The 17,885-nt window shown below is 71.3% G+C and carries 13 protein-coding genes; all 13 read right to left on the reverse strand.

Annotation, left to right across the window (positions count from 1 at the left end; genetic code table 11):
- A partial coding sequence (locus VFO26_RS04150) for an AAA family ATPase (RefSeq protein ID WP_325113623.1) occupies window positions 1-3,091 on the reverse strand: 3,091 nt, incomplete at its 3' end.
- A gap of 217 nt (window positions 3,092-3,308) precedes the next feature.
- Window positions 3,309-4,502: a threonine ammonia-lyase gene (ilvA, locus tag VFO26_RS04155; RefSeq protein ID WP_325113624.1), complete on the reverse strand. Its 1,194-nt coding sequence runs from the start codon at window positions 4,500-4,502 to the stop codon at window positions 3,309-3,311.
- The gene (gene meaB, locus VFO26_RS04160) at window positions 4,499-5,470 is read right to left on the reverse strand and encodes a methylmalonyl Co-A mutase-associated GTPase MeaB (RefSeq protein ID WP_325113625.1); all 972 of its coding nucleotides are present in this window, start codon (window positions 5,468-5,470) and stop codon (window positions 4,499-4,501) included. Before meaB ends, ilvA begins: the two co-directional genes overlap by 4 nt.
- 10 nt (window positions 5,471-5,480) lie before the next feature.
- Window positions 5,481-6,845, reverse strand: a complete 1,365-nt coding sequence (locus tag VFO26_RS04165) for an MFS transporter (protein WP_325113626.1) — start codon at window positions 6,843-6,845, stop codon at window positions 5,481-5,483.
- A 71-nt stretch (window positions 6,846-6,916) separates the two neighbouring features.
- A complete protein-coding gene (locus VFO26_RS04170; protein ID WP_325113627.1) occupies window positions 6,917-7,993 on the reverse strand; it encodes a PAS domain S-box protein in 1,077 nt (358 codons plus the stop codon).
- The gene (locus VFO26_RS04175) at window positions 7,990-9,399 is read right to left on the reverse strand and encodes a glycosyltransferase family 2 protein (protein ID WP_325113628.1); all 1,410 of its coding nucleotides are present in this window, start codon (window positions 9,397-9,399) and stop codon (window positions 7,990-7,992) included. The genes VFO26_RS04170 and VFO26_RS04175 overlap by 4 nt, the downstream gene beginning before the upstream one ends.
- Entirely contained in the window at window positions 9,396-10,382 is a 987-nt protein-coding gene (locus VFO26_RS04180; RefSeq protein ID WP_325113629.1) for a HEAT repeat domain-containing protein, read from the reverse strand. Before VFO26_RS04180 ends, VFO26_RS04175 begins: the two co-directional genes overlap by 4 nt.
- Before the next feature lie 58 nt (window positions 10,383-10,440).
- A complete protein-coding gene (locus tag VFO26_RS04185; protein WP_325113630.1) occupies window positions 10,441-11,133 on the reverse strand; it encodes a hypothetical protein in 693 nt (230 codons plus the stop codon).
- A 103-nt stretch (window positions 11,134-11,236) separates the two neighbouring features.
- Window positions 11,237-14,878 carry a methionine synthase gene (gene metH, locus VFO26_RS04190; protein ID WP_325113631.1) on the reverse strand — a complete coding sequence of 1,214 codons (3,642 nt, stop codon included), beginning with the start codon at window positions 14,876-14,878 and terminating at the stop codon, window positions 11,237-11,239.
- Between the two features lie 377 nt (window positions 14,879-15,255).
- Window positions 15,256-15,576 carry a type II toxin-antitoxin system PemK/MazF family toxin gene (locus VFO26_RS04195; protein WP_325113632.1) on the reverse strand — a complete coding sequence of 107 codons (321 nt, stop codon included), beginning with the start codon at window positions 15,574-15,576 and terminating at the stop codon, window positions 15,256-15,258.
- Window positions 15,570-15,818, reverse strand: a complete 249-nt coding sequence (locus VFO26_RS04200; RefSeq protein WP_325113633.1) for a ribbon-helix-helix domain-containing protein — start codon at window positions 15,816-15,818, stop codon at window positions 15,570-15,572. Before VFO26_RS04200 ends, VFO26_RS04195 begins: the two co-directional genes overlap by 7 nt.
- A 93-nt stretch (window positions 15,819-15,911) precedes the next feature.
- A complete protein-coding gene (atpC, locus tag VFO26_RS04205) occupies window positions 15,912-16,349 on the reverse strand; it encodes an ATP synthase F1 subunit epsilon (protein WP_325113634.1) in 438 nt (145 codons plus the stop codon).
- Window positions 16,350-16,381: 32 nt separating this feature from the next.
- On the reverse strand, window positions 16,382-17,803 hold the full coding sequence (atpD, locus tag VFO26_RS04210; protein WP_325113635.1) for a F0F1 ATP synthase subunit beta: 1,422 nt from the start codon (window positions 17,801-17,803) through the stop codon (window positions 16,382-16,384).
- Window positions 17,804-17,885 lie beyond the last annotated feature (82 nt).

A 17,885-nucleotide genomic window follows, 5' to 3' on the forward strand; every position in this document is an offset into this window, starting at 1 on the left:
GCGAGCCGGGCGGCTCGTCGAGCGATCCGAGCGCCCCGCTCCGACCGACACGCTCGAGTGCGAGGGAGGCGAGAAGGATCCAGTAGCCGGGCATGAAGCCATGTGGGTTCGCCCGACGGCGGTCGAGGAGGTCGTCGAGCAACGACGAGGCCTCGTCGGCGCGCCCTGCACGAGCGAGCGTCCAGGCGGCGGCCGCGACGATCGGCATCACGGCCTGGTCGTCCCCCCGGTCGTATGCGAGCTCAACCTGTCGCCGTGCGGAGTCGGCCGCCTCCGCAGTGAGGCCCTCCCGGACGAGGCCGAGCTCCGAGATCACGAACACGAAGAACGGCTCGTAGTAGAGCCCGCCGACCTTCAGGGCTCGCTGGAGCTCTGCGTCGGCGATCTCGACCGCTTCGTCCCACGCGCCGGACAGGAAGCAGGTCTCGCAGAGGTTGCCGTAGACGAAGCCTCCGGCCCCACCCGCCGTTCCGGTTCGCTCGTTGTGGACGAGACCCTCCCGAGCCGCGGACATCGCCCCGACGAGATCGCCGAGGTCGAGCAGGATGCTGCTCAGGTTGATGTAGGCGCGGCTGACCTCGGTGGGGTCGTGCTTCAGCGTCAGGACGCGAGCCTCCTCGAGATCCTCGATCACCCTCGCGTAGTCGCCCACGCTCGCGCGCGCGGTCGCCCGGGTGATGAGAGCAGACGCTCGGGCGGACTGCGCATCGAACCTTTCGGCGAGCTCGATCGCCCGCTCGGCGGTTGGAATCGAGGCTTCCTGATCGCCCGCCAGCATCTGGAACCGTGCGGCCTGCGCGAGCACATGCGCGTGCTCGGGGGACGGCGAGGCACCTTCGACGAGCTCGAGGCTCCGGGCCGCCCAATCCGCCGTGCCCTGGCCGTCGCCGTGCTGCCAGTGGGAGTGTGCGAGGTCGACGCCGGCCACGGCGGCCTCCGCGTGCGCCCCGGCCGCGACGGACCGCTCGAACGCCATTTGAAGCTCGTCGGCTCCCCCCTGCTCCGCGAACACGAGGGCCTTGCCGAGGGCACGAAGCGCGCGGGGGTCGAGACCGTCCGGCGTCAAGGCGGCCGCATCCCGGAGCGCACGGGCTGCCGCGGGATAGGCGCCGATCGCAAATGCTCTCATGCCGGACTCGCGCAGCGCCGCGCCGGCCGCAGGCTCGAGCTCGGCCGCGTCCAGGCCGGCGCTGCGAGCGAGCCCGATCGCCTCGACGTAGTGGTGGGCGAGCAGCTCCGAGCGGTCCTCTCGCCGGTCCTCCGGGAGCGACTCGATCCATCTCGCGACCCGCACGTGTCGCTCGACCCTGTCCGGGCGAGGCAACTGCGCGTACACGGCGTCACGCACGAGGGTATGGACGAACGCGTGCTGCGTCGCCCCCGCGACGGCCGAGTGCCGCTCGCGACGCAGGAACTCCTTGCGCCCGAGCGAGCGGAGCAGGTCGGCCACCTCCTGCTCCGCCTCGCGGCCGGAGACGACGCGGAGCCCGTCCGACCAGACGACCGCCCCCATGACCGCGGCGTCGCGCAGCAGCTCCTTCTCGGCGGGCGGAAGGAGGTCGACGCGGGCCGTGACGATTCCGAGGATGCTGTCCGGCAACCCCGATGTCGTCCCACCGGACGTCCGCACACGGACGAGCTCCTCGGCGTACAGCGGGTTCCCCGCGGCGCGTTCGACCACCCTCGCCCGCAGGTCCACGTCCGCCGGATCCCGTCCGAGGAGCGACTCGACGAGGTGCTCCGTCTCCTCGACGGAGAGCGGGCCGAGCGACACGGTCAGGGCGTTTCGCTTCCCTCCGCCCCAGTCGGGCCGTCTCTCGAGCAGCTCGGGCCGTGCACAGCAGACCACGAAGAGCGGCACCCCCTCGACGAGGTCGACGAGCCCGTCCACGAAATCCAGGAGGCCGTCGTCGGCCCACTGCAGGTCGTCGATCACGACTACGAGCGGGCGCCGGGCCGCGAGCCCTTCGAGGAACATTCGCCACCCGGCGAACAGCTCCGCGCGGCGATCCTGCATGCCCACGTCCTCGGGTGCGAGCCCCAGGAGAGGTCGCAGGCTCGTCTCGACCCAACGGCGCTCGCCCTCGGGGATGAGGTCGGTGACGGCCCGGCCGAGCTTCTGGCCGGCGACCGCGGCCGTGTCGTTCTCGTGGATGCCGCACTGGGCCTTGACGACCTCTCCGAGCGCCCAGAAGGTGACGCCCTCGCCGTACGGCAGGCAGCGGCCGTACCGCCACGCGATGATCTCCTCGTCGTCGGCCACCGCCTCGCCGAGCTCTGCCACGAGCCGACTCTTGCCGATCCCCGGGACGCCCACGAGCGTCACCAGCTGCGGCGAGCGGTCGACCCGGACCCGTGCGAAGGCGCCCAGCAGGAGCGCACGTTCGTGCTCGCGGCCGACGAGTGGCATGGAGGGGTCGCCGCCCAGCTCGCCGACCCGACCGAGGGCCTCGATCGCCTGCCACACCTCGATCGGCTCGGCCTTGCCCTTCGCGGCGACGGCATCGTGTGGCCGATAGACGATCATCCGCTCGGTCGCGCGCTGGGTCGCAGCCCCGACGAGGATCCCGTCGACCGGAGAGGCCGCCTGGATCCGCGCGGCGGTGTTCATCACGTCACCCGCGACCATCGACTCCCCTGCCGCGGGCGTCGCGTCGACGGTGACCAGCGCCTCGCCGGTCGCGACGCCGATCCGCACGTGGAGATCGAGCGTATCGTCTCGCTCGTTCAGCTCCGCGATGGAGTCGCGCACCGCGAGCGCTGCGCGGACGGCGCGTTCGGGATCGTCCTCGTGCGCCGCCGGCGCGCCGTAGACGGCGACCACGGCGTCGCCGATGAACTTCTCGACCGTGCCGCCGTAGCGCTCCAGGTCGCGCCGTAGCGTCTCGTGGTAGCGGCGCAGGAGCGCGCGGACGTCCTCGGGATCGAGCTGCTCCGCGCGCGCCGTCGACCCGACGAGATCGACGAAGACCGCGGTGACGACCTTCCGCTCCTCCGTCGCTCGCGTCCCGGCGGCCAGCACTGCTCCGCAGGTGTTGCAGAACCGTGAATCGTCCGGGTTCTCGCGGCCGCAGTGCGAGCAGGCGATCACGCGGCGAGTGTATTCCGCCCGGTCGTCCTCGATCCAGGCGATTTCGAGGGCGAACAGGCAGCGCAAGCGACGGACGGTGTACCCCCCCGTCCGCGAGCGCCCGGATCAGCAGAGGTAGTTGCGGCGGGAAGCCGCCGCCTTCAGGGATCCGCCCCGCCGCAGGCGGGGATCCGAGCGGCGGAATCCGCTCCTGCGGATTCCGCCTTGCGAACAGGAATCAGCGCAAGCGACGGACGGTGTACCCCCCGTCCGCGAGCGCCCGGATCAGCAGCTGGGAGTGCTCTTCGTCGCGGGTCTCGAGCGTCAGCTCGGCCTCGGTCTCGAGCACGCCGATGTTGCGTCCCTCGCGATGGTGCTGGATCGCCAGGATGTTCGCGCGCTGCGCAGCGATCAGCCCCACGATGCGGGCCAGCTCGCCCGGCCGGTCGGGGATCAGCAGTGCGACGACGAGGTACCGCCCGGACGCCGTCAGCCCGTAGCGGATCACCGAGCTCATCGTTGTGGCGTCGATGTTCCCACCGGCGAGGACGGCGCACGCAGGGCCCTGACCGCCCGCGCGTCCCGCCAGGATCGCGGCCACGGGCGCCGCCCCTGCTCCCTCGACGACCAGCTTCGAGCGCTCGAGCAGGAGCACGATCGCCTGCGAGATCTCCTCGTCGTCGACGACGACGACGTCATCGAGGAGGTCCTCCAGAATCGGGCGGGTGAGCACGCCGGGGTGCTTCACAGCGATCCCGTCGGCGATCGTGGTGCCCGTGGGCTCGCGCCCGGCGAACGGCGCGCATGCGGCCGACTGGACGCCGACCAGCCTGACTTCCGGGCGCAGCGCACGGAGCGCGATCGCGATGCCCGCCGCGAGCCCACCTCCGCCCACCGGGATCACCACTACGGCCTCCCCGGTGGGGAGCTGTCCGGTCAGCTCGAGGCCGAGCGTGCCCTGGCCGGCGATCACGCGCGGGTCCTCGAAGGCGTGCACGAACGTCGCACCCGTCTCCGCCTCTCGCTCCCGCGCGATCGCGAGGGTGTCGTCGAATCCCTCGCCCGCCAGCTCCACGTTCGCGCCGTAGCTGCGGGCTGCCTCGACCTTCGCCATCGGCGCGGCTTCGGGCACCACGATCGTCGCGGCGATGCCGGCCTCCCTCGCCGCCCACGCGACCGCCTGGCCGTGATTCCCCGCGCTCGCGGTCACGACGCCCCGGCCCCGTTCCTCGCTGGACAGCTGCGCGATCGTGTTGTACGCGCCGCGGATCTTGAAGGCTCCCGTGCGCTGGAGGTTCTCGGCCTTGAGCAGCACCGGCCGCTCCGCCAGCCGCGAGAGTGTCTCGGACGAGTAGACGGGTGTCACGCGCGCGACGCCGTGGAGTCGTTCCTGGGCGGCGCGGACGTCGTCGACGGTCGGGCGGTCGCTCACGAGGCAGGCCCCCGCGTGACCGCGTCGACGACCGCGCCGACCGCGGCCAGCGGGTCCACCTCACGCCGCTGCACACCCTCCACGAGCTCCCGCACCGCGGGGTCCTCGGTCATCGCCCGCCGCGCGAGCTGACGAAGCCGCGCGACCGCGAGCGCCTCGACTTCCCCGCTCAGGTTGCGCCGCCGCCGCTGCTCGAGCTCGCCGCGCTCTGCGAGCCCGCGGCGCCGCTCCTCGAGCGCGCCCCAGAGCTCCGGCACGCCTTCGCCGCGGAGCGCCTCGGTGAGCAGGATCGGCGGCCGCCGCTCCCGTACCGGGTCGAGGGCCACGATCGAGCGCACCTCCTGCAGCATCGTCTTGGCCGCCGGGTGATCCATCTTGTTGACCGCGATCACGTCGGGGATCTCCATGATCCCGGCCTTGAGGGCCTGGACGGAGTCGCCGGAGCCGGGCATCAGGACGAGGAGCACGACGTCGACGAGGCCGATCACCTCGACCTCGCTCTGCCCGGTGCCGACCGTCTCGAGGAAGACGACGTCCTTCCCGGAGGCGTCGACGAGCAGGAGTGTCTGCAGGGTGGCCTCGGCGAGCCCGCCGAGGTGCCCTCGCGTGCCCATCGAGCGGATGTAGACGTCGGGGTCGAGGAAGTGATCGGCCAGGCGGATCCGGTCGCCGAGCAGGGCGCCCTGCGTGAACGGACTGGAAGGGTCGACGGAGACGACCCCCACGCTCCGATCCAGGCCACGCACATGGCCGACGAGAGCGCTCACGAGCGAGGACTTGCCGACGCCGGGAGGGCCGGTCACTCCGATCGACGCCGCCCGGCCGGTGTCCGGGTACACCCGCCGGACGATCTCCTCCGCCGCCGGGGCACGGTCCTCGACCAACGAGATCGCGCGTGCGAGCGCCCGGCGATCCCCGGCGAGGACGCCGGTGACGAGCTCGTCCTGCCTCCAGCCGCGGCGTGCCACCCGAGGGACTCTAGGGCGCCGGTCGGCCCTCCGCGTCGCGGGTCGCGACGACGGCCAGGTCCGCCTTCGCGCGCTGCTGCTCGCGTCGGCGGGTGTCCTCGATCTCGTCCATCAACGACCTGATCCGCGCGAGCCCCGCGGGCCCGTCGCCGGCCCCTTCGGACCCCGCGGCCTCGGGAATCCGGCGCGTGAGCGCGAACGCCATCAGCGCGGCGAGGAGGTAGACGCACCCTGCGAGCCCCCATGCGGCCCTCGCGCCCCAGTAGTCGACGAGCAACCCGCCGCCCGCCATCGAGACCCCGAGCACCGCGTAGTAGACCGACATCAGGACGGACAGCGCGCGCCCCCTCATCGCATCCGGTGCGCCGCGCTGGACGAGCACCTGGTTGCAGACGATCGCGGCGCCGTTCCCGATCGTCGCGATCGCCGCGAGCAGTGCCGCCACGACGATGGTCGGCGAGGCGGCCGCCAAGCCGAAGCCGACGGCCATCAGGCTCAGCGCCCCGCCGTAGACGCGTGTCATGCCCAACGCGGCGAGGGCAGAGGCTGCGAAGAAGCTCCCGATCACGAGGCCGACGCCGGTTGCGCTGACGAGGAAGCCGAGCCCGACGTTCCCGGCGTCGAGGTCGTCCTTCGCGAGCACGACCTCCGCGACGTTGACGCAGGCCGTGGCGGCGGCAGCGGTGCTCCACACGACGAGCACCGTGACGAGGTGCCGGGAGCTCAGAACGAGGCCGATCCCCTCGCGGAGGTCGCTCCAGTGGCCCTTGGTGATCGGCTCGTCGGAGCGAAGCGCGTTTGCCGGGATCCGCGCGACCAGCAGGGCCGAGACGAGGAACGTGACGCAGTTCACCCAGTAGGCCATGTCCGCGCCGGATGCGGCGAGCAGCAGCCCGGCTGCGGCCGGCCCGATCGTCCAGGCGAGGTGCTCCACGGTCGAGAGGAGCGAGGTCGCCTGCTCCCGTTCCTCGTCCGTGACGAGGTTCGGGAGGCCCGCCCACACGGCGGGCCGGAAGAAGCCCGTCGCAATGCCGTTCACCCCCGCGAGCGCGACGATCACCGCGGGACGGTCGACGAACGGCAGCGCGGCGAACGTTCCCGCCCTGACGAGGTCCGAGACGACCATCAGCCGGCGCCGGGAGAGGCGGTCGACGAGCGGGCCGAGCGTCAGCCCGATCACGACGATCGGGAGGAAGTCCGCGATCAGCAGGGCGGCGAGCCAGCGGCCGGATCCCGTGTTGTCGAAGATGTGGACGGAGAGCGCGAGTGCCGCGAGGTACGTCCCGACCGCCGAGCCTGCGGTCGCCCAGAAGAGCAGCGCGAAGTCGCGGTTGCGGCGGAGGAGAGACAGACGGCCGGTCGCTCCGTCGAGCACGGCCCGACGCTACCACCGGCGCGCGACGCGGAACAGTGGCCGAAAACGCCAGTGCGAGACCGTGCGGCGGGTCAGGAGGCCGGCGATGAGGCGGGTGCCGCGAACTCCGCAGTCGCCCCGATGCCCCGGCGGCGCGCCGTCTCGAGCGCGCGGTCGGCGAAGGCGTAGAGCGCGAGCGGGTCGCCCGCGGTCGCGAGGTCGCAGATGCCGGCCGTCAGCGCGACGCCGTCGAGCACGGCGAGGTCTGTCCGCGCCCTCGCGACCGCGCCGACGCCCCCGTGGGCGTCCGTGTCGGAGAGGATCCACGCCAGCTCGTCCTCGCGCGTGCGTGCGAGCTCGTCGCCCGCGCGCACGAGCGCCCGGAGTCGCTCGACCGCCACCAGCCCCTCGGGCCGGCAGAAGACCTGTTGCCCCGTGCGGCCGTCGACGGAGAGCACGGCGAGCGCGACGGTGACGTTCGCTCCCGAGGTCAACGCCCTCCGCACGGCGTCCCCGAGGCGAATCTCGAACTCACGCCGGTCGAGCAGCCCGGTCTCGCGGTCACGCGTGGACAGCTCGGCGAGGCGCCGCTCACGCCGGTAGCTGTCCGAGACGTCGCGGACAGTGACCAGGTACCGGGCGGTACCCCGTCGGTCGGCGACCGTTCGCCCCGCCACGAGCACGCGGATGCGATCCCCGTTCCGGTGCCGGAAGGTGAGCTCGGCGTCGTGGTCGCCCAGCTTCCCGAGCGCGGCGTGCCAGGCCTCGATCTCGTGCCGGTGCTCCGGCGGCCAGAACGGGAAGGGCGCTGCGGCTCCGAGCAGCTCCTCCCGCTCGAAGCCGAGCAGCTCACAGAGACGGCGATTGACGGAGAGCACGCGCCCGTCGTGGACGAGGAGCAGGCCGTCGGGGATCGCGGAGAGCAGGGTGCGGGCGGCCTCCCACTCGCCGAACAGCGTCGCGCCCACCACGCGGCGGGCCTCTCCACCGAGCCAGAACGCGAACACCGCGGCGAGCGCGAGCGCGAGCGCGGCCGCGGTCGCGATCCAGAGGCCGAGGCTCGGCGGCATCGCCTCCCTGACCGCCACCATTGCGCCCGCAGCCGCGGCGGCCGCAATGCCGAGGAGCAGCGCGTCCTCCTTCGTCCGTGCGGCGGCCGGCAGCCTCATGCCGCCTCGACCCGGACGTTCCGCTCGAACTTGTGCCATGCCCGGTCCCCGCGCAGGAAGCGCCACGTGCCCTTGACCCGCGCCCACGCCATGATCGGGCGGTAGACGAGCAGCTCGAGCGGCATCAGCATGAGCAGCCGCAGCATCCCACCCAACCGGTAGACCGGCGCATTGAGGTCGCTCATCAGGAGTGCGCCGGCGTTGAATGCGCTGTTCACGAGCGTGATCGCGGCCGTGACGAACACGAAGTGCCACCAGTCCACGAGACCGGTCGCGGCACCGGCGAACAGCGTCGCGATCGCGGTCAGCTCGAACACGGGGGCGACGATCTCGGAGAGGAGATAGAACGGCATGCCGACGAGTCCGACGGCCCCGTACCGGCGGTTGAAGCTCATGTGCCTGTACGCCCACCACGTCTCGAGGATCACCCGCTGCCATCGTTCCCTCTGCGCGACGAGCTTCCGGACCGTGTCAGGCCCCTCGGTCACGCCCACGCGATCGGGCAGGCAGACGACTCTGTAGGGCCGCTTCGCGTCGAGCAGAGTTCTGTGCACACGGAAGGTGAGCTCGATGTCCTCGCACGTGTAGTCGCGCGACCACCCGCCGAGCTCGTCCAGGAGGTCACGTCTCCACACCTGGAATGCGCCGATCGCGCAGAGCATGAAATCGAAGCGCGACCATGCGATTCGGTTGTTGTAGAACGCGCGCAGGTAGTCGAGCGTCTGGTACGCGATCAGCGGCTTCGATTCGGGGATGTCGTACTCGACGCCCCCGACGAGGGCTCGCGACGGGTCCTCGGCGATCTCGACGAAGCTCGTCAGGCCGACGATCCTCGCCGGATCGCGCGTGATCGCGCGCATTGCGCGCGAAAGCGCGTCCCGCGCAAAGACCATGTCCGCGTCGACCCCGCAGACGTACCGAAAACGAGAGTGGTTGAGCCCCGCGTTCAAGGCATCGGCCTTCCCTCCGTTGGCCTTGTCGATCACGAGGAGTCGGGGATGACGGAAGGACCGGTAGTACGCGGCGATCCGCTCGGTCGCGACGACGCCACGCGACGTCGCCTCCACCGATACGAGCTCGAGCGCCTCGACGAGTCGCTCCAGCGTGTCGTCGGTCGAGCCGTCGTTCACGACGATCACCTCGAATTCGGCGTAGTCGAGCTCGAGGAGCGACCGAACCGCGTGCGGGAGGGCGACAGCCTCGTTGTAGGCGGCAAGGACAACGCTGACGGAGGGAGAGAAGCGCGAGCCACCGAGAACGGCGAGATCGTCGATGCGCAGCTCCCGCCTCGTCCTTCGGCTCTCGACGAACCCGACCAGCATCAGCGCCAGGTAGGTCGCGTAGAGGAGGACGAGGTAGGCAGCGCAGCCGACCACCAGGCCCTGGAGGAGGGCCTCTGCGGTCAAGGCGAGGCCTCGGCAAGTGGCCACGTCCGTCCGTCGACCCCTACCCCGCGACGCGCCCGTTCGGCCGCGGCCTCGTGGAGGCGGCGGCCGCCGGCGGCGACGATCCTTCCGAGCTCACCGTCCGACGACCTCTCACCCCGCTGGTCGTCGACCGGACCGATGTCCTGGAGCACGAGCGCAGCACCCATCTGCAGTACCGGATCGTCGCTCTCGAGCAGCGGCTCGACGACGAGCGCGACGTCCCGTCCGATGCCGACGAGCGCCTCCCGGGCGGCCTCGCGCACCCACCACGAATCGTCGGCGAGGCGAGGGGCGACGTACGGGGCCGTGACCGGCCCGGCGATTGCGACCGCCGTGCGACAGGCATGCGCGCGTACGAGCGGCTGCGGATCGCCGATGAGCTGGAGCGAGCATCGCAGTGCCTCCGCGGAATGCGCGGCGCGCAGGGTCTCGAGCGCAGCGGCGCGGACCCTGGGAGCCGGGTCCCGTGTCAGATCGGGGACATGCAGCCCCGCCAGCGTCGGGTAGCGCGCGAGCAGCCGGACGGCGATGAAGCGAACGGCGTCGCTCGGGTGCCCGAGGAGTGGCGTCAATCGCCTGCCGGGACGCGGCGCGAGCCGGTCGAGCTGCGCCGCGACCCGAACCGGGCTCTCCAGGCCGCTCGCAAGCGCCTCGACGAGACCGTCGATCGCCCACTCGTACCGGTCGGCAAGGCCGGCGAGCGCCGTGATGCTGGCGACGCGCACGTCCTGCTCGTCGCTGCGAAGGCCGCGCTCGAGGAGCATTCGCGTCTCGCTCTCGCGCGCTCCAGTGGGGCTGCGGGTCCTGTCACCCTCGTCGTAGAGCGGCCATTCCCCGGCGATCGCGGCGAGATCGGTCCGGGTTCGCGAGCCGATTCGGGACGCCAACACTCCGGCGGCGAGCAGCAGCCACGCGCCCCCCGCCAGGGCGCAGATCAACGCCAGGGTCGTCCGCCCGTCCACCGCCCACTCTTTGTCGGCAACCGGGAAGGGTGAGCGCTCACCCTTCCGGGGGAGCGGGCTAGGCCACGGGCCCCTTCGGGCCTGCCGCCTTCGCCATTCGCGCCGCCACCACCGAGGCGAGCGCGACCAGGTCGACGCTCGCGACGGGTCTCCCGACCGACGTGAACAGGAGCCCGGTCTGAATGCGACCGTGCTGGAGGATGACGGCGTCGACGTAGGTGCGAATCCGCTGGTTTCCGCCCAGGCCGATGGTGAGCACGAGCCGGTACGCGGTGGTCTTGGGCGCGATCGCCGGGAAGGGGACGCGCTTCGCCGAGACGACGGTGATCTTCTGCCCGGGACCCGCCGAGAGCCGGACGATGTCGGACAGGCACGTCGTCGTCTGGGACGACGCTCCGCGCCGCCACGAGGTGTTCGCCTCCCGAAGGGTTCGGTAGACCTGCGCGTTCGAGCCGACGGTGACGAACAGCGCACCCTGCGCGAGCCGGAAGTCCGGGGACGCGGCGTCGCCCGTCACGGTGAGGTCGTCCTCGTCGAGTGCGCGGCAGCGCGCCCCCTTCGGGGTGCCCTCGTCCTTGCCCCGTGCATGTGGTGCGAAGCCCGGGCCGAGATCGCCGCGCTTCAGGACGACCGAGCGCGCGGCCTCCTGGCCGGCCTTCGTCAGGGCCTTGCGAGGCTGGCCGTCGGCAGCGCTCGCCGCCAGAGGGGCTGCCAGGAACGCGATCGCGATCGACGCGGCGAGCGCGCGCATCGCTCCACTGTACTCCTGGGGATCAAGAGGCTCGATCTGGGTGATGGGCACGCGCGGTTGGGGGCGGCCTGCGCGCGGCGCGCTCCTGACCCACCTCGAGCGTCTAGCGCGGGTCGTACGCGAGGTTCGGCCGGAGCCAGCGCTCGACCACGGCGAGCGCCTCGCCCTTCCGCTCCGCGTAGTCCTCGACCTGGTCGCGGCCGATCCTGCCGATCGAGAAGTACCGCGACGCCGGATGCGCGAGATACAGCCCGCTGACACTCGAGCCGGGCGTCGAGGCGCACGACTCCGTGAGGGCGAGCCCGGCGCGCTCGGCCTGCAGGAGGCCGAAGAGCTTCGGCTTCTCCGAGTGGTCCGGGCACGCGGGATAGCCGAAGGCCGGCCGGATCCCGCGGAAGCGCTCCGATACGAGGTCGTCCGTCGCGAGTCGCTCGTCGGGCGCGTACCAGTCGCGGCGCGACTGCAGGTGCAGCCACTCTGCGAACGCCTCGGCGAGCCGGTCGGCGAGCGCCTTGACCATGATCGCGCTGTAGTCGTCGCCCTCGGCCGCGAACGAGCCCGCGAGCTCATCGGCTCCGTGGATGCCGACTGCGAAGCCACCGATGTGATCCTCCAGCCCGGTCTCGGCAGGGGCCACGAAGTCCGCGAGCGAGCGGTTCGGGCGGGAGTCGTCGTGGGCGCCCTGCTGGCGCAGCATCGGGAGGCGGACGTCGCCGTTCCCCGTGGCGAGCACGATGTCGTCCCCGTCGGCGGCCGCACGCCAGAAGCCGTGCACGCCGCGGGCCGTGAGCAGGTCCTCGTCGACGATCCGGTCGAGCAACGCGGTCGCGGCTTCGAACAGGTCCCGGGCCGCATGGCCCTTCTCCGGATGGTCGAGGATCGCCGGGTAGCGGCCCTTCAGGTCCCAGGCGTGGAAGAAGAAGGTCCAGTCGATGTAGCCACGCAGCTCGGCCAGGGCCGGCTCGACGACCCGGGACCCGGAGAACCCGGGGACTGCCAGGTCCTCGGCCCGCCACGCGATCGGCGTCCGGCGCTCGCGCGCGGCGCGGATGGGCAGCAGCGGCCGGCGTTCGCGCTCGGCATGCAACGCCCGCAGGCGCTCCTGCTCGACACGGTTCTCGGCGTCGAGGGTCGCCCGCCGCTCCGGCTCGAGGAGAGCCCCGACGACGCCGATCACGCGCGACGCGTCGAGCACGTGCACGGTCGGCTGCGTGTACTCGGGGGCGATCCGGACAGCCGTGTGCTGCCGGGACGTCGTGGCCCCGCCGACCAGCAGCGGCAGCTGCAGCCCGCGCCGCTCCATCTCCTTTGCGACGACGACCATCTCGTCGAGCGACGGGGTGATCAGGCCCGAGAGGCCGACGACGTCGCAGTCCTGCTCGAGCGCGGTGTCGAGGATCTGCTCGGCCGGGACCATGACGCCCATGTCGATCACCTCGTACCCGTTGCACCCCAGCACCACCCCGACGATGTTCTTGCCGATGTCGTGCACGTCGCCCTTGACGGTTGCGAGCACGACGCGCCCGGCGCTCCGGGCGACGCCGGCCTTCTCCGCCTCCATGAACGGCTCGAGGTAGGCGACGGCGCGCTTCATCGCCCGCGCGCTCTTGACGACCTGCGGGAGGAACATGCGCCCCGAGCCGAAGAGGTCGCCGACGACGCGCATGCCGTCCATCAGCGGCCCCTCGATCACGTCGAGCGGGCGGGAGAGCGCCTGTCGCGCCTCCTCCGCGTCCTCCTCGATGAAGTCGACGATCCCGTGGACGAGCGCATGCTCCAGCCGCTTCTCGACGGGTGCCTCGCGCCAGGAGAGGTCCTCCTCCCGCCGGGCGGCCTCGCCCCCCTCGAAGCGGCGCGCGAGCTCGACGAGACGCTCGGTCGCGTCCGGGCGCCGGTTCCAGATCACATCCTCCACGTGCTCGAGCAGCTCGGGCTCGATGTCCTCGTAGACCATCAGGAGCCCGGCGTTGACGATGCCCATGTCGAGCCCGGCGCGGATGGCGTGGTAGAGGAACGCAGAGTGCATCGCCTCGCGCACCTGCTGGTTGCCGCGGAACGCGAACGACAGGTTGGAGATGCCGCCGCTCGTTCGCGCTCCGGGGCAGCGCTCCTTGATGGCGGGCAGCGCCTCGATGAACGCCTTCGCAAACTCGTTGTGCTCCTCGATCCCCGTCGCGACCGCGAGGACGTTCGGGTCGAAGATCAGGTCCTCGGGCGGAAAGCCGGCCTGCTCGGTGAGCAGGCGGTAGGCGCGCTCGCAGATCTCGACCTTGCGATCGACCGTGTCCGCCTGGCCCTGCTCGTCGAAGGCCATGACGACGACGGAGGCGCCGTAGCGGCGGATCGTGGCCGCCTGTCGGAGGAAGATCTCCTCGCCCTCCTTGAGCGAGATCGAGTTGACGATCCCCTTGCCCTGGAGGCACCGAAGGCCCGCCTCGAGCACGGGCCAGCGGGAGCTGTCGACCATGATCGGCAGGCGTGCCGCCTCGGGCTCGGTCGCGAGCAGGTTGAGGAACTGCGTCATCGTCCGCTCGCTGTCGAGCAGGTCGGCGTCCATGTTCACGTCGAGCGCGTTGGCGCCGGATCGCACCTGCTCGAGCGCCACGTCGACCGCGGCCTCGAGGTCGCCGGCCTCGACGAGCGAGCGGAACCGCGCCGAGCCCGTGACGTTCGTCCGCTCGCCGATCATGACGAACCCGGTGTCCGGGCCGAGCTCGAAGGGCTCGAGCCCGCTCCAGCGCGTCCGTGCCTCCCGCACCGGGATTCGCCGCGGCGGGATGCCCTCGACGGCCGCCGCTATCTGACGGATGTGCTCGGGGGTCGTGCCGCAGCAGCCCCCGACGATGTTCACGAGCCCGTCCTCGGCGAACGCGCGGAGGTAGCGGCTCGTGTCGCCCGGCTGCTCGTCGTGCTCGCCCATCGCGTTCGGGAGCCCGGCGTTCGGGTAGCACGAGACGTACGTGTCCGCGACGCGTGACAGGTCCTCGAGGAACGGCCGCATCTCGCTCGCGCCCAGCGAGCAGTTGACGCCGGCGATGAGCGGCCTCGCGTGCTCGACGGAGACCCAGAATGCCTCCGCTGTCTGCCCCGAGAGGTTGCGGCCGCTGCGGTCGATCGCCGTGAACGAGAGCCACAGCGGCAGGTCGGGCGCGACGTCCGCTGCGGCGACGATCGCCGCCTTCGCGTTGAGGGTGTCGAAGATCGTCTCGACGAGGAGCAGGTCGACCCCACCCTCGGCGAGCGCGGCGATCTGCTCTGCGTAGGTGGAGCGCACCTCCCCGAAGGTGACGGAGCGGAACGCCGCGTCCTCGACCTTCGGCGACACGGAGAGCGAGACGTTGAGCGGGCCGAGGGCTCCGGCGACGAAGCGCGGCCGGTCAGGGGTCCGCGAGGTCCACTCGTCGGCGGCCCGACGCGCGAGGCGGGCGCCCTCGAGGCTCATCTCGGCCGCGAGGCCCTCGAGCGCGTAGTCGGACTGGCCGATCGACGTGGCCGTGAACGTGTTCGTGGTCGCGAGATCTGCCCCGGCCGCGAAGTACTCGTCGTGGATCTCGGCCACGATGTCGGGGCGAGTCAGGTTGAGGAGATCCGGGTCACCCTTGACGTCGCGCGCGTGCTCGCGCAGCCGCTCGCCACGGTACTCCGCCTCGGAGAGCCCCTTCCGGTGGATGAGGACGCCCCACGCGCCATCGTGGATCACGATGCGCTTTGCGAGGATCTCCTTCAGTCGGTCGGTCGCGCTCACGTGACACCCTGACTACGGTCGACCGATGCGCTGCGCGTGCCCGGCCGGAGCCGGGCCTTGCCCGGCGGGAGGCCACACAGGGCTGATCCATGAAGCACCCTAGAGGAGGGGGCTCGTGGGGGAACCATGGGTTCCCCCACGCAAGAGCCATCGTGGATCACGATGCGCTTCGCGAGGATCTCCTTCAGTTGGTCGGTCGCGCTCACCATGGCCTCTTCTGCCGCCGAGACGGAGAGGCCCCGATCGAGGCTCACCGGCTCTTTAGGCGTTTTTTTCTCCTGGTCGCCAAGCTGCCTGTCAAAGCTCTCCAGGTCGACAGAGCGTAGCGCAGGCCGACCCGAGCGGGCGCCGGCGCAGCACGAAAAGCGTTGCCCACCTCAGCAATCGGCGAGCGCGGCGAGGGCTCGACAGATCTGTGAGCGACGAGCGGCCGTACCGTCGCTCACGCGCTCGCTGAGAAGCGACCTGGGCACCGTTTGCAGATTGTCGAAGCTCGCAACGCACTCCTCCGACAGACCGTCGTCGATACCGAGTCGGATCTCGGTTCGGATTGCGCGAATCCTGCGGGTGATGGGGGCGACGACGATCCAGTCCAGTACGGGCACCGCCTCCGTCCGTGTGACGACGAGCACCGGCCGACGCTCGTCCTCGGCCTCGCCCCACCAGACGTCGCCCTGTCGAGGGGTCGATCTCACCACGGCTCGTCGGCGATCATCCGCCGTGCCGCTTCGTCGGCCCAGGCCATCTCCTTCTCGGTCTGGGGCATCCGTGTGTAGGCATCGACGATCTCCCGGCCGATCTGCTCGCGCTCGAGCTGGTCGACGATCCGCTCGAGCCCGATGCGGATCGCCTCCGAGCGGCTCGCGAACACCCCCGCGGCAACGAGCGAGTCGACGCGGTCGGCGAGCGAGTCCTCGAGCCGTGTAACGAACTGCGCCATACACACAGCATAGCAATGTGCATTACAACGGCGCACACGCAGGCATCGCGCGACGGCCCGTCCGAGCACTCGTACGAGTAGCGCCCGGGCGGCTCAGCCGGTGGTGCGGCCGGAGACCGCGAGCTGGTTCTCGGCGTGCCGGATCCGCTGCTCGAGCTGCCAGCGGTCCGCGGTGGACTCCCCGGCCTCGACCTTCTCCAGCTCCGCCCGCGCGGCCTCGAGCTGGGACTGCGCGCGCCCGTCGTCGATCTCCTTGACGTTGACGGCGTCGTCCACGAGCGCCAGGGCCCGGTCGAGCTCGACCTTGAAGAACCCGGGCCCCGTCGCGAACTCGAGGATCTCGCTGCCCCCGAGGTGGACGCGCGTCGAGCCCGCCTTGAGCGTCGCGACGAGCGGTGCGTGGCGGGCGAGCACGCCGATCTCGCCGGCTGCCCCCGGGACGATGAGCATGCGCGCCTCCCCCTGGAAGACCGGGCCGTCGGGGGTGACGACCTCGACGTCGAAGGGAGGGTGGTCGCTGACGTCGGCCATCCGTGCTTCCTAGGCGGAGACGGGGCGCCGCATCAGGCGGCGACCTGCTCGAGGTCGCGCGCCTTCTCCTGCACGTCCTCGATGGGGCCGACCATGTAGAAGGCGGCCTCCGGAAGCTCGTCGTGCTCGCCCTTGATGATCGCGTCGAAGCCCGCGATCGTGTCCTCGAGCTTGACGTACTTCCCGGGCGTCCCGGTGAACTGCTCGGCGACGAAGTTCGGCTGCGAGAGGAACCGCTCGACCTTGCGCGCCCGGGACACGACGAGCTTGTCCTCGTCGGTGAGCTCGTCCATGCCGAGGATGGCGATGATGTCCTGGAGGTCCTTGTAGCGCTGGAGGATCTGCTGGACGCTCGTCGCGACGCGGTAGTGGTCGTCGGAGACGATCCCGGGCTGGAGCGCGCGCGAGGACGAGTCGAGCGGGTCCATCGCGGGGTAGATGCCCTTCTCCACGATCGCCCGCGAGAGGACCGTCGTCGAGTCGAGGTGCGCGAACGTGTTCGCGGGCGCGGGGTCGGTGAGGTCGTCCGCGGGGACGTAGATGGCCTGCACCGAGGTGACCGAGCCCGTGGTCGTGGACGTGATCCGCTCCTGCAGCTGCCCCATCTCGGTGGCCAGGGTCGGCTGGTAGCCGACGGCGCTCGGCATGCGGCCGAGGAGGGCGGACACCTCGGAGCCCGCCTGGACGAAGCGGAAGATGTTGTCGATGAACAGCAGGACGTCCTGGCCCTGATCCCGGAAGTACTCGGCCATGGTGAGGCCGGAGAGGCCCACGCGCAGGCGCGCGCCGGGCGGCTCGTTCATCTGGCCGTAGACGAGCGCGACCTTGTCGATCACGCCGGACTCGGTCATCTCGAGCAGCAGGTCCGTGCCCTCGCGCGTCCGCTCGCCCACGCCCGCGAACACCGACACGCCGCCGTGCTCCTTCGCCAGGTTGTGGATCAGCTCCTGGATCAGCACCGTCTTGCCGACGCCGGCACCGCCGAACAGCCCGACCTTGCCGCCCTTGATGTACGGAGCGATCAGGTCGACGACCTTGAGTCCGGTCTCGAAGATCTCGATCTTCGGCGAGAGGTCGCGGAAGGCCGGGGGGTCACGGTGGATCGGCCAGCGCTCCGTGTCCGAGGGGGCATCGGCCTCGCCGTCGATGCTCTGGCCGATGACGTTCCAGAGGCGTCCGAGCGTCGGCTGCCCCACGGGGACGGAGATCGGGCCGCCGGTGTCGACGACGTCGACGCCGCGGGCGAGCCCGTCCGTCGAGTCCATCGCGACCGCGCGCACCCTGTCGTCGCCCAGGTGCTGCTGCACCTCGGCCACGAGCGTGCCGCTCTCGAGCTCGATCTCGAGGGCGCTCAGGATCTCGGGAAGGCTGTCCGGGAAGACGGCGTCGAGGACGACGCCCTTGATCTCGATGATCTTCCCGACGTTGCGGCCGGAGGTATTGGATTCAGGCATGAGGCTCGGGCTCCGATGGGCGTGTCGATTGACCGGGAGGCGCCCAGGCGGGCCGCCGGCGACGGAGTCTAGCTAAGCGATC

This window comes from Gaiella sp. (assembly GCF_035710885.1).
Classification (GTDB): domain Bacteria; phylum Actinomycetota; class Thermoleophilia; order Gaiellales; family Gaiellaceae; genus Gaiella.